This window comes from bacterium (assembly GCA_029210545.1).
Classification (GTDB): domain Bacteria; phylum BMS3Abin14; class BMS3Abin14; order BMS3Abin14; family BMS3Abin14; genus JARGFV01.
Genome location: JARGFV010000020.1, coordinates 18595 through 31406 on the forward strand (window position 1 = coordinate 18595; position 12812 = coordinate 31406).

12 protein-coding genes are annotated in these 12812 nt (G+C 57.3%); 11 read left to right on the plus strand and 1 reads right to left on the minus strand.

Annotation, left to right across the window (positions count from 1 at the left end):
• Position 1: 1 nt before the first annotated feature.
• From P1S46_03690 to holA, 7 genes are all read left to right on the plus strand, one after another.
• Positions 2–868, plus strand: coding sequence for a protein-glutamate O-methyltransferase CheR (locus P1S46_03690; protein ID MDF1535589.1), 867 nt, complete (start codon positions 2–4; stop codon positions 866–868).
• Complete coding sequence (gene cheB / locus P1S46_03695; GenBank protein ID MDF1535590.1) at positions 865–1971, plus strand: chemotaxis-specific protein-glutamate methyltransferase CheB; 1107 nt, start codon at positions 865–867, stop codon at positions 1969–1971. Before P1S46_03690 ends, cheB begins: the two co-directional genes overlap by 4 nt.
• Before the next feature lie 80 nt (positions 1972–2051).
• A complete protein-coding gene (locus P1S46_03700) occupies positions 2052–2903 on the plus strand; it encodes a GAF domain-containing protein (protein ID MDF1535591.1) in 852 nt (283 codons plus the stop codon).
• A gap of 82 nt (positions 2904–2985) precedes the next feature.
• Positions 2986–3360, plus strand: coding sequence for a response regulator (locus P1S46_03705; protein ID MDF1535592.1), 375 nt, complete (start codon positions 2986–2988; stop codon positions 3358–3360).
• 312 nt (positions 3361–3672) lie between these two features.
• A complete protein-coding gene (gene leuS, locus P1S46_03710) occupies positions 3673–6159 on the plus strand; it encodes a leucine--tRNA ligase (GenBank protein ID MDF1535593.1) in 2487 nt (828 codons plus the stop codon).
• On the plus strand, positions 6156–6635 hold the full coding sequence (locus P1S46_03715; GenBank protein ID MDF1535594.1) for a hypothetical protein: 480 nt from the start codon (positions 6156–6158) through the stop codon (positions 6633–6635). Before leuS ends, P1S46_03715 begins: the two co-directional genes overlap by 4 nt.
• Positions 6632–7609, plus strand: a complete 978-nt coding sequence (holA, locus tag P1S46_03720; protein MDF1535595.1) for a DNA polymerase III subunit delta — start codon at positions 6632–6634, stop codon at positions 7607–7609. Before P1S46_03715 ends, holA begins: the two co-directional genes overlap by 4 nt.
• On the opposite strand, the gene rpsT is transcribed toward holA, so the two are convergent.
• Positions 7598–7870, minus strand: a complete 273-nt coding sequence (rpsT, locus tag P1S46_03725) for a 30S ribosomal protein S20 (GenBank protein ID MDF1535596.1) — start codon at positions 7868–7870, stop codon at positions 7598–7600. The genes holA and rpsT overlap by 12 nt on opposite strands.
• A 199-nt stretch (positions 7871–8069) precedes the next feature.
• Here rpsT and murJ point away from each other — a divergent pair, with 199 nt between their 5' ends.
• The 4 genes from murJ (at position 8070) to coaBC (ending at position 12610) form a co-directional block, all read left to right on the plus strand.
• Positions 8070–9644: a murein biosynthesis integral membrane protein MurJ gene (murJ, locus tag P1S46_03730; protein ID MDF1535597.1), complete on the plus strand. Its 1575-nt coding sequence runs from the start codon at positions 8070–8072 to the stop codon at positions 9642–9644.
• Positions 9645–9741: 97 nt separating this feature from the next.
• Positions 9742–10239 (plus strand): D-aminoacyl-tRNA deacylase, encoded by a 498-nt coding sequence (dtd, locus tag P1S46_03735; GenBank protein MDF1535598.1) that lies wholly within the window; start codon positions 9742–9744, stop codon positions 10237–10239.
• A 299-nt stretch (positions 10240–10538) separates the two neighbouring features.
• Entirely contained in the window at positions 10539–11168 is a 630-nt protein-coding gene (locus P1S46_03740; protein ID MDF1535599.1) for an MBL fold metallo-hydrolase, read from the plus strand.
• Between the two features lie 65 nt (positions 11169–11233).
• Positions 11234–12610 carry a bifunctional phosphopantothenoylcysteine decarboxylase/phosphopantothenate--cysteine ligase CoaBC gene (gene coaBC, locus P1S46_03745; GenBank protein ID MDF1535600.1) on the plus strand — a complete coding sequence of 459 codons (1377 nt, stop codon included), beginning with the start codon at positions 11234–11236 and terminating at the stop codon, positions 12608–12610.
• The last annotated feature ends 202 nt before the right edge of the window (positions 12611–12812 follow it).

Sequence of the window (12812 nt, forward strand, 5' to 3'; positions counted from 1 at the left end):
GATGCTTTTCGAGACCGCCGGACGCGTAGAGCTTACCGACGAGGAGTTCAGACTTCTCGCGTCGTTCATTTACGACTACGCGGGAATGTATTTCGACGAATCAAGCCGGTTTCTCCTGGAAAGCCGTCTGCAGAACCGTCTCCTGGAACATCATTTCGATTCTTTCCTGAAATATTACCAGTACCTGCTCTATCATCAGGACCGCCTTGCCGAGATCAACGCCATGATCGATATTGTGACCACCAACGAGACCTATTTTTTCCGCGAAAAGAACCAGCTTGAGGCATTCGCCGAGGAGATCCTGCCCGCATTGGCCGCGAAGAACTCCGGGAAAAGGAAGATCAGGATCTGGAGTGCCGGCTGCTCCACCGGGGAAGAGGCGTATACCCTGGCCATTCTGATCAGACAGTCCGGCCTGTTCGACAGTTCGTGGAAGGTGGAAATCATAGGTACCGATATAAGCCAGAGAGTTCTGGGTACCGCCCGGAAGGCTGTTTACTCCCAGTCCTCCTTCCGTGCCACTGAAGATGATCAACTCAACACGTGGTTCCACAAGGAGGGAGACGGGAAGCACTCCGTGGATGAATCGATCAGATCGATGGTTTTCTTCGGGCATCTGAACCTGATGGATGAGAAAATGATGGGCCTTATCGGTGAGTGCGACGTCATTATGTGCAGGAACGTGATCATCTATTTTGACAAGAACGCCAAGGCGAAGGTTGTCAACTCTTTCTTCAAGAAGATCGCTCCGGGAGGATATCTGCTCCTGGGGCATTCAGAGTCGCTCATGAATATCACGACCGTTTTCAAACTCAAGCACCTGACGAAGGTGATGGTTTACCAGAAGCCTGAGGAGACAGATATATGAGTAACAAGGGCGGCACCGATAACCTTCGGGTCCTCGTTGTCGATGATTCTGCCTACAACAGGAAGATGCTCCGGTCCATGCTTTTGGATATGGAGGAGGTCGGGAGGGTGGACGCCGTATCTGACGGTGAGGAAGCTATCCGCGTTGTCATGACAGATCCCCCGGACGTTATTACCCTCGATCTGAACATGCCCAGAATGGATGGTTTCACGTTTCTGCGTTGGCTCATGCGGAACCATCCCCTTCCCGTGGTTGTGGTCAGCGCTGAGGGAGGCGAGAAAAACGTGTTCAAGGCCCTTGATCTGGGGGCCCTGGATTTCGTGGTCAAGCCGGTCCGATACGCTTCGGAAAGGATCGTTGAGATCAGGGGTGAACTTCAGGAAAAGATCCGGGCCCTCACGGGAAAGGATCTGGGCCTGTACCTTAACCGGCTGAAGGTTAAAAAGGTGGCGGAAAAACCAGCGCCGCAGCCGGCCCGGAAAATGCCGGGTAAGAAGAGCGGGGGCATCCTCGTGATCGGGGCCTCTACGGGCGGACCGTCGGCTGTCCAGAGGGTCATTTCCGAGCTTCCAGCGGACTATCCTCTGCCGGTGATCGTCGTGCAGCACATGCCGCCTGTGTTCACGCGGCAGTTCGCCATGCGTCTGGACCGGAACACAGCCCTTGACGGGAAAGAAGCGGAGGACGGTGATAAGCTCAGTCCCGGCACCGTGCTGGTTGTGCCCGGTGGGCACCACCTCGTCATTACCGGCAGGGACGGGAAGATAAAGATCGTTGAAAGGCAGGAGGGTGATCGCTTCGTACCTTCCGTGGACCGGACAATGACCTCGGCCGCGGAAACCTTCCGGGACCGAACGATCGGCGTCCTCCTTACCGGTATGGGCAACGATGGTGCGGAGGGTATGTTGAGGATCAGTGAGGCGGGCGGGTTCACGTTGGCCGAATCGGAGGAATCCTCGGTGGTCTTCGGGATGCCCCGTGCGGCCATCCAGAATAACGCCGCGCAGGATGTTCTGCACATCGAGAGTGTCGGTTCCAGGATCCTGGAGTTGACCGGGACCCTTACCGGCTTGAAAAATGACAGGAGCGGTGATAATAAATAATGATTGGGACATTTGCCGCACAGTGAGAGGTCAATGGCGCCTATTCACCGGGAAAGGTTCAGGAGAGGGCGGAATTCCAAATGAGCATTAAGGACGACGATCAGGATATCAAGGGCGGGATTTTCGAGAAGGGTGAAGAGTTCCTGGATATGTTCCGCAAGGGACAGGAATTCACCCGCGACCTGCTGAAGGACAACGAGCGCCTGCGCTACCGTGTCGTTCAGCTTGAGGAGAGCCTGAAAAGAAAACTCGAGGGACCGGTGGAACAGGGATCAGGGATCGTTGACGAGGAATTGACTTCCAAACTGGCGCGATACGAAAACAGGCTCTCTGAACTGGAGGCGCGCCTTCAGGAGATCGAGGCCGAGAACGTGGATTTCGTTCAGCGGTACGTCGATGTCGAGGAACAGAACAATAATCTGGCCAACCTGTATGTCGCCAGTTACCAGCTCCATTCCACCCTCGATTACCAGGAGGTCCTCCAGATAATCCTGGAGATCATCATCAACCTCATCGGAGCGGAGACCTTCGCCATTTACCTCCTGGATGAGAAGCTCCAGATGCTCAATCCGGAGGCTTCAGAGGGGGTGCCGGTCTCAGAGATCCCTGCAGTGAAGTTCGGCGAAGGTGTCATCGGGAACACGGCAAAAACCAACGAAAGTTATTTCAACGAGAACCCTTCCAGTGACCTGAAGGTCCTTTTACTGGATCCGTTGGTCTGTATCCCCCTCACCATCAAGGATGACGTGATCGGGGTTATCACACTTTTCAACCTGCTGCAGCAAAAGGAAAGTTTCGCCCCGGTCGATTTCGAGCTTTTCACCCTGCTGGCAGGGCATGCGGCCACAGCCATTTTCAGTTCGAAGCTTTTCACGGAGTCCAAAAGGAAGCTGAGCACCTACCAGGGTTTTCTGGACCTGCTGAGCCAGTAGCGTTGATGGGCTCGCAAAATGGCTCCCCGCAACTCCACGGGAGACTTTTTGCGGCGTTATCAGCGTTGAAAGGGATAAACCAATGGCAGCTTTGACTTTTCTGATAATCGAAGATTCCCCCACCATGAGGCAGCTGATCCGTTTTGCCCTCAACAGGATCCCCGGGGCCCAGGTCGTCGAGGCCTCCGACGGTGTGGACGGACTGAAAAAACTGTCCTCCAACAAGATCGACCTTATCCTGACCGATATCAACATGCCGATCATGGACGGGCTCAAGCTCGTGAACCTTGTCCGGTCAAACGAAGCCTACAAAGGGCTCCCAATCGTGATCATTACCACCGAGGGCGCCCGGGAAGACAAGGAAAGGGCCATGGCTCTCGGTGCCAACGCCTATATCACGAAGCCGATCCAGTCAACGACACTTCTGTCTATCGTCAAGGACCTCCTTAAACTATGATAGGGTCGCAAAAAGTCCAAGCGGGACTTTTTGCTCAACGGAAAGCGAAAAGTGTCATTTTCGCTTTCCTCACGGATCAATGACTTGCCTTGCCAGTCATTGATCCGGGCGCCCTTCCCAGGCGCGGCGGGTCATTGACTTACGGTGCGGGTCATTGATTTGGGCGCCCTGCGCGGGGCGCGTTGATGACTTTTTGCGAAGCCATCAACCTTGCCGGAACAGCATCGGTTAAATCAGATTTTACCTCCCCGGAGGGGGTTACCCAAAGCCGGGCAGACAAACACCCTGGATCAGTAAGGCGGGAGATACACCATGTCCCCACCCAGGTACTCACCTCGTGATATCGAGGCTAAATGGCAGAAGATCTGGGAAGAGACAGGCTTAAACAGGTCTGTCGAGGATCCCGGGGCCGAAAAGTTCTACTGCCTGGAGATGTTTCCCTACCCTTCGGGAGATCTCCATATGGGGCATATGCGCAACTACGCCATCGGCGACGCCTATGCCCGTTTCCTCCGGATGAAGGGGTTCAACGTCCTTTACCCCATGGGTTATGACGCTTTCGGTCTTCCTGCTGAAAATGCGGCCATTACGAGAAATGTTGACCCGGCCGGGTGGACACGTTCATCCATCGACAAGATGATCGCTGTCCAGAAGAGAATGGGGCTTTCCTACGACTGGGAAAGGACGCTGGCGACCTGCGAGCCGGAGTATTATCGCTGGAACCAGTGGATCTTTCTCAAGTTTCTGGAAAACGGGCTGGCTTACCGGCATTCAGCTCCCGTGAACTGGTGCTCGTCGTGCAAGACGGTTCTGGCCAACGAGCAGGTGGAAAGCGGCTGCTGCTGGCGCTGCGGTACCGTTGTCCGGAAGAGGGATCTGGAGCAGTGGTTCCTGCGGATCACGAGCTATGCCGATGAGCTTCTCAGGGATCTCAACAGGCTTGAGGATTGGCCCGAGCGGGTCAAGACCATGCAGAAAAACTGGATCGGGCGCAGCGAAGGCGCCGAGATCGATTTCAAAGTTACCGGGTCCGACCACGTCATATCCACCTTCACAACAAGGCCTGACACCGTTTTCGGGATCACCTACATGGTTCTTGCCGCGGAACACCCCATGGTGGAGGAGCTTGTCAGGGGGACGGATCGGGAAAAGGCGGTGATGCTTTTTGCCGAAACAGCCAGGGGCAGATCCCACATCGAGCGGACTGACGAAACGAAGGAAAAAGAGGGTGTCGACACGGGCAGGACTTTCATCAACCCGGTCAACGGTGAGCAGTTCCCCATCTACGTGGCCGACTACGTGGTGATGGAGTACGGAACCGGAGCCGTCATGGGTGTGCCGGCTCACGACCAGAGAGACTTTGAATTCGCCGGGAAATACGGATTGCCCGTGGTCCTCGTCATCCAGGGCGAGGATGGTCCTGTCGACGGTGCGGAAATGGATCGCGCCTACGTTGAAGACGGGATCATGGTCAACTCCGGTCCTTTCAACGGACAGGGTAACCGGGATGCCATGCCCGGGTTTATAAGGTTCCTTGAGGAAAACGGATGGGGCAGGGCGGGCGTCAGCTACCGGCTTCGGGACTGGCTTATCAGCCGCCAGCGTTACTGGGGTACTCCCATACCGATCATCTATTGTGACAGCTGCGGGACCGTTCCGGTACCGGAGGAGGACCTGCCTGTTGTTCTTCCGGGTGACGTGGAGTTCACCGGAGAGGGGAACCCCCTGGCCACGTCGCCGACCTTTGTCAACACCAGGTGTCCGTCCTGTTCAGGGCCCGCACGCCGTGAGACGGACACCATGGACACCTTTATCGATTCTTCATGGTACCCCTTCAGGTATACCGATCCGAAGTACGACAAGGCGCCTTTCGATCCGGAAAAGGCGGGTTACTGGATGCCGGTGGACCAGTACATTGGCGGGATCGAACACGCCATACTGCACCTTTTATACGCCAGGTTCTTCACAAAAGGGCTCCGGGATCTGGGCCTCACAAATGCCGATGAGCCGTTCCGGAGACTTCTGACGCAGGGTATGGTCATCAAGGATGGGGCCAAGATGTCCAAGTCCATGGGCAACGTTGTTCCCGCCGCGGAGATGATGGACCGCTATGGGGCCGACACTGCCAGGATCTTTATCCTGTTCGCGTCCCCTCCCGAAAAGGAACTGGAGTGGAGTGACCAGGGTGTGGAAGGTTCATTCAGATTCCTGAGCCGTGTCTACAGGATGGTGACCGATAACCTGGGCATCTTTCCGGCCTCCGCCAGGGTGAGCGCGGCCCAACAGCCTGACGATACAAGGATGCTCATCCAGGCGGTGCACCGCTCCACGGGAAAGGTGACCGGGGACATTGAGAGAAGGTTCCAGTTCAACACGGCCATATCCGCGATCATGGAACTCGTTAACGAGATCCTTCGCTTTGTCACCGCCGGAGGACTCCATTCCGAAGACGGACACCGGGAAGCTGCCATTGCCATGGAAACGGTCATCAGGCTCATGGCCCCCTTTGCCCCCCACCTGGCGGAAGAGCTGTGGAGCATGACCGGCCACGACCAGAGCATCTTCCTGTCACCGTGGCCCGAATTCGATCCTGAACTGGCTGTCAGTGATGTGGTTGAACTCGTGGTCCAGGTCAACGGCAAGGTCAGGGCCCGTTTCGAAGCCTCTCCGGAAGCATCCGGAGAACAGCTCCAGGCCCAGGCGCTCGCCCTTCCGAGGATCCAGGAGCTTCTGATGGGCAAGGAGGTCGTCAAGGTTGTCGCCGTGCCGGGACGGCTGGTTTCCATCGTCGTCAAATGAAGCGTCTTCTATTTTCGTCCGCCGCCGCTGTTATTGTGATCCTGGCGCTTTCCGCCTGCGCTTACCGGTTCGCCGATCCATTCCCGGCCCGAAACTACGACCTGGTATCGGTTACCAACAGCACGGCAGAACCCGGACTCAGCTGGGTTCTGGAAGAGGAACTGCGTCTTACGGGCGGGTTTACTCCCGGCTCCGGCAGCCGGCTTTACGTTACAGCAACCCGGTTCACGGAACAGGTGGAAACAGTAAGTTCAGCAGGCACGCCGGTTCGCCAGAGACTGGCACTGGAAATTGCCTGGAAAGTGGAGGGGGAGGGACACCGGTCTGAAGCTGTTTTCGGGAATGAGGGTGTCAGGGAGATCTACCCCTATTCAGCCGACCCGGCATCTCTTGACTGGAACAGGAAGGCCGCCGTAAAGCTCCTGGCCAAAAAAGCTGCCGACCGCGTCATACGTCGGCTCGAGGGTGCGCCGTGACCGGTTCCGGGCGAAGGAACGACAGGACTCCAGCTCCACCGGCTATCCTGTTCATCTCCCCGGAACCGTTTCTCCTCGCGCAGGCCGAACAGGAAGCTGTCCATCGGCTGATGCCCCTGGAAAACCGGGACCTGAACCTGTTGATCGCATACGGGTGGGAAACGGACCTGGGAACGGTCGTGGAGTTTCTTCAGACGCTTCCTTTCCTGGGGGACCGCAGGCTCCTCGTTTTGAGAGAGGTCAATAAACTTCCTGATTACAAGGAACTCACAACCTATCTCAAGGATCCCAACCCGAAATCTACTCTTCTCATGACCTCGTCAGAGCTGAAAAGATCCGATTCGGGGTACAGGGTCCTGTCGCCATTGTGTGAGGCATCCGAACTGAAGCCTCCGTACGGGCGGTCCCTGGCTGGTTGGGTAAGGACCCGTTTCCGGAACCAGGGCAAGGAGATCGACAACGGACTGTGTGAGCTTCTCGTCCAGATATCGGGAGAGAACCTGGGATTGCTGGCCACGGAGATCGACAAGGTCGTCCTCAGTGCAGGGGACAAGGGTTCCATTGCCGAGGAGGATCTGGATGTAAGTGTCCCGGGTGGGGTCGAGGTTATCTTCAACTTCCTCGACGCACTGGGTGACGGAGATTCGTCCAGAGCCCTGATGTCCCTTAAGTCCCTGGTCGACAGCGACAACGCGCCTGAATATATCGTCCATATGATGGCGTGGCATTACCGCCAGCTCATAAGGGGGAAGGACCTGGTGAGATCGGGGCTTTCACCAGGTGAAGCGGCGTTAAAGATGGGGAAGAGGTATCCCAAGATCCGGGAAAAGTTCACCCGCCATATGGGGCGGGTGAACGAAGACGATCTGGTGCGGGCTCTGGATGCTCTTGCCACCGGTGATCTGGAGTTGAAGAGGGGATCGATCCCCGAGGCAGCGGTGCTCGACAGGATGGTCCTGGAACTACTCTCCTGAAGGGATTGTATTGACCCGTTTTGACAGGCGGGAGATCTTCCTGCTGGCCGTATTCTGGTGAAGGGTTCCCCTGGATGCGGCTCTCTGAATGACCGGAACCGCTTTTTTCAGCGCGTCCTGTGCCGCCCCCTGGTTACCCGATTCGACGGCAGTCAGAACCTCCTTGGTGAGGCTCTTGATCCTTGTCCGCCTCATCTGGTTGATGAGCTGTTTCCTGGTGTTCTGGCGGTTTCTTTTAATGGCGGATTTGTGTGTTGCCAATTGCTACCTCCTGATTCAAAATCGAACTGCCTGTGACAGAACATTGCTAATAACCAGAAAAGAGCATATTTGTCAAATAATTAAAAAGCGGGAAGCGCGAAGAACGAAGAGGGAAAGCGGATCGAACAGGATTTACGACCTCCTTCGATCGTCGCACTTTGTCCTTCGAACGGGCGCAATGGCTGACCCTAAGGAAACCATGAATAAGAGCACCGGGAATTCAGACACGGTTAAGATCGTTCGCGCTGCCGGTATCGTTGGCGGCGCCACGATGTTCAGCCGTGTCCTGGGACTGGCCAGGGATGCTGTCATGGCGGCCGTTTTCGGCGCGACACCTGCAGCGGACGCCTTTTTCGTGGCCTTCCGGATACCGAACCTCATGAGACAGCTCTTCGGTGAAGGGGCCCTTGCGGCATCCTTTGTCCCCGTGTACACCGACACCCTGGAAAAGCGCGGCCGCCAGTATGCCGCGGTTTTTTCCAGCAACCTCTTTTCCTCCCTCATGGTCATCCTTACCGCCTTTACTGTTGTCGGCGTTATTTTTGCCCCCTTGCTCGTGCGGATCATCGCACACGGCTTTGCTCCGGGAACACAGGCCTTCGAACTGACGGTCATGCTGACGCGATGGATGCTGCCCTATATGGTCTTCATTTGCGCTGCTGCCATGGGTATGGGCATCCTGAACAGCCACGGCCACTTTCTGGCCCCCGCGGCCGCACCGGCCCTTCTGAACATTTCGATCATTTTCGCGGTACTCGTCGTGGCGCCGGGAATGCAGGTGCCCGTTACCGCGCTGGCATGGGGAGTCCTCGCGGGAGGGGTGCTGCAGTTCCTGCTGCAGGTTCCGCCCCTCGCGGGCAGGGGAGTCATGCCGCGGCTGGTGGTACCGTCTTTTTCGCCGGAGATCAGGAGGATCCTCGTCATGATGGGGCCCGCGGTCCTTGGTGTCGCGGTCTACCAGGTGAACATGCTCGTGGACACACTTTTAGCCTCCTTCCTCCCTACCGGCAGCATCACCTACCTGTGGTACGGGAACAGGCTGATGCAGTTCCCCCTCGGTGTTTTCGGCATCGCCCTTGCCACCGCGGCGCTGCCAACACTTTCAGCCCAGATCGCGGAGGGACGCCGTGGGGATTTTACGAAAACGGTGTCCTTTTCCCTGGGTATGACGGCTTTTATCGGTTTCCCGGCGGCCCTCGGGCTGATAGCCCTCAAAGTTCCTATTATCGCTACCCTTTTCGGTAGGGGAGCCTTTTCAAACGCGGATGTGGCCGGTTCGGCAACGGCCCTTCTTTTCTACTCGGCGGGCCTGCCCCTGTTTATCGGGATCAAGATCCTGGGGAGGGCTTTTTTCGCCCTCGAAAACACCAGGACTCCTTTCGCCGCGGCAGGGGCGGCGCTTGCGGTCAATATCGTTCTCAACCTTCTGCTCATGGGACCCATGGGGCACGGTGGATTGGCCCTGGCGACCTCCCTTGCTTCTGCAGTCAACTTCCTCATCCTGGCCTGGTACTTTACCGCGCTGACAGGGACGGGATGGATAGGGAAGGAGCTTGTCGGGGATGTCATTGCCTCCGCCATAGCTGCCGCGGCCATGTTTATCGCCACCACGGAACTGGCCGGCCGCGTTCCATGGTTCGAACTGGGTACCCTGTCCAGGGCCAAATGGCTGCTATGTTGTTTGGGGGTGGGAGTTGTTGTATACTTAATGTTTGCCCTCATATTAGGGTGTAAGAGCATGAAAACGTTGACAAAGCGTCTTTTTAGTACTTAGGGAAACCCCCCGGCTTTGCCGGGGGTACATTACAAAAGTGGGTTGACATGGTTCCGGACCTGAAAAGGTTCCTGCTTGAGATTGATGGACCCGGATTTTGAGGGCGCTCATTCAGCGGACTGCCGAGTGCCGCGTTGAAGTGGATGGAAAACAGGTTTCCGCCACCGGTCCCGGCATCCTGGTCCTCCTGGGGATCGCTGAGGGCGACGGGGGCGACAATGCCCTTTACCTGGCTCGAAAAACAGCACAGCTCAGGATCTTCGAGGACCAGGATGGCAAGATGAACCGCTCCATCCTCCAATCGGGGGGGGAGGCCATGGTAGTGTCCCAGTTCACGCTGGTTGCCGACACGGGGAAGGGAAACAGGCCCGGGTTCGGACAGGCCATGGCGCCTGGACCGGCGGAGGCGCTTTACAGGATGTTCATCAGTGAGTTGGAAGGACAGGGGATCATCGTCAGCACGGGCGTATTCGGAGCAAGCATGAAAGTAACCCTGGTCAACGACGGACCGGTAACGTTTCTTCTCGAGTCACGGAAGCTCGAGAAGAAACGTGTGCTAAGAGCGAAGAGCGAAGAGCGAAGAGCTGAGAGCTGAGAACCGGTATGCGCAGGTTTTCTTAGTGTCCCCTTCGGGGATGGTGGAAACCCCTCGCCTTCAGGCGAAGCAGGTTTTCCTGAAGTCCCCGAAGGGGACGATGGTTTGCCATCCCCCGACTGAAGTCGGGGGGATTCCGGCGATGGATTGTAATTTGAAGTACCGCCGTCTGAAGACGGCGGTATCAAGTGGCGCTTCAAGTCGAATTCATTCGACGCGCCACTTCAAGCCCTCGGCTTACAGCCGAGGGTCTAGCTGACTTCATAGTTCTGCCTTTTTGTTACAGGAGATCATAATCCATGGGCAAACTCGTTGTCGAACACCTCGCGGTAGGGCCCCTGCAGTCGAACTGCTTTATCGTCGGTGACGAGATCAGCGGCGAGGCGGTCGTAATCGATCCGGGAGAGGACGGGGAGATGATCCTCGCTGCAGTCAGGAGACGGCCCTGGACCGTCAGGGCTGTTCTCAATACCCACGCCCACTTCGATCACATCGCCGCCAACGAAGTCATTGTGAAAGAGACAGGAGCGCCCCTCGTTGCGCCCCGCGCCGACGCTCCTTACATGCCTCAGGCACACATGGCTGCAAGAATGTACGGGCTTGTGGTCGCTCCTTCCCCGGACCCCGACCGCCTCATCGACGAAGGTGACGTGATCATCATCGGGGATGAAGAGATCGGGGTACTTTCCACACCCGGACACACACCCGGTGGTGTGACTTTTGTGACGAGCGCAGGTGTATTCCCCGGGGATGCCCTGTTCGCCGGCTCCATCGGGAGGACTGACCTGCCGGGCGGCGATTACCAAACCCTGATCATCTCTATCAGGAAGAAGATCCTCACCCTTCCCGATGAGACTCCGGTGTACCCCGGCCACGGACCATTTACCACGGTGGGAAGGGAAAAAAACCTCAACCCGTTTCTGACCTAGAGTCTGTCGAAGAACCTCGCACAGACTCCCAGGTATATTTTGTCGGCCTAAGATACAATGAGTTCATGAAAAAACGCATCTTCCGACAATTACCCGGCAGCGTGTCAGGAGGTCAGGACACGCTGCAGGTACAGGGATCCGTGAACGGGCAGGAAAGGACGAGACTCATGGAGGAAACCCAAAGCAGGCTTTTCGGGCGAAAGATCCTTCTCGGGATCACCGGAGGCATCGGGGCCTACAAGGCAGCGGAACTGACGCGCGCTCTCCAGCGTGAAGGCGCCCAGGTGTCGGTTGTCATGACCGGGAACGCCACCAGGTTCATCACCCCGCTGACCATGGAGACCCTGAGCCGGAACCCCGTGGGCCTCGACATGTTCTCCCTCACCGACGAGAGGACGATCGGGCATATCGAGAGGGCAAGGTGGGCCGAACTGTTCCTCGTTGCGCCCGCGACGGCCAACTTCATAGGCAAGGCCGCTAACGGCATCGCCGACGACCTGCTCACCACGATCTTACTGGTGATGACATGCCCGGTTGTCGTGGCTCCGGCCATGAACTCGAGGATGTGGGGCCATCCCGCAGTCCGGGAGAACCTGGCGAAGCTGCGTGAACGCGGCGTCAGGATCGTGCCGCCGGAGGAGGGAGAACTGGCCTGCGGCGAGGAGGGGCCGGGGCGCCTGGCTGACCCGTCGCTGATCATCGAGGAGGTGCGAAACTGTTTGTCCGAACGAGACCTAGAGGGTATCCGCGTCCTGGTCTCGGCCGGTCCCACCCGGGAGCCCATCGATCCGGTCAGGTTCATCAGCAACCGTTCCACCGGCCGCATGGGGTATGCCCTGGCGCGAAGTGCCGCCGAGCGGGGCGCCCTGGTGACCCTTGTTTCCGGTCCCGTCGAACTGGAGAGGCCGGGAAAAGTGGCCGTTCGTGAAGTGACAACGGCAAAACAGATGAACGATGCCGTTCAGGAATCTCTTCCCGATGCCGACTGGCTGATCATGGCCGCGGCCGTGGCCGATTACACTCCATCGCGCACCCTGGACCAGAAGATCAGGAAAGAGGGAAGGGAAGAGATGTCCATCGAACTCGTCAGGAACCCTGACATCCTCAGGGAGGCGGCACAGCTGAAAGGCAGCCGGCTCTACGTGGGGTTTGCCGCAGAAACAGAAGAGGTGGTGGCGTCTGCCAGGGAGAAACTGGCGGCCAAGGGTCTCGACATGATCGTAGCCAACGATGTTTCCGGAAAGGAAACCGGGTTTGCCTCGGATCATAACATGGGGACCATCATCGACAATGCGGGCGGCACGGTGAAGATCCCGAAGATGACGAAGAGGGAGATGGCGAACCGGATCCTGGACCATGCGCTGGTTCTCTGGAAAAGCAGAAAGTTGGAGGAGAAACCTGAAAGGGCTTTCACCACAGAGGACACAGAGAAAGCCAAATGATCTGGGGTTAAGCCCTGGCGAAAGCCGTAAATGCCCCGGAAGTGCTTTCACCACAGAGGACACAGAGGACGCAGGTCGACCGTTCCCAGGTCGATTCACAGGGGGCCACAGGGAATGGCGGAAATCTGGGGGGAAAGCTCGGGTTCCTGTGAAAGCGGCAAGAGCTGATTGACCGCGGAGTACGCAAAGTTTCGCAAAGGAA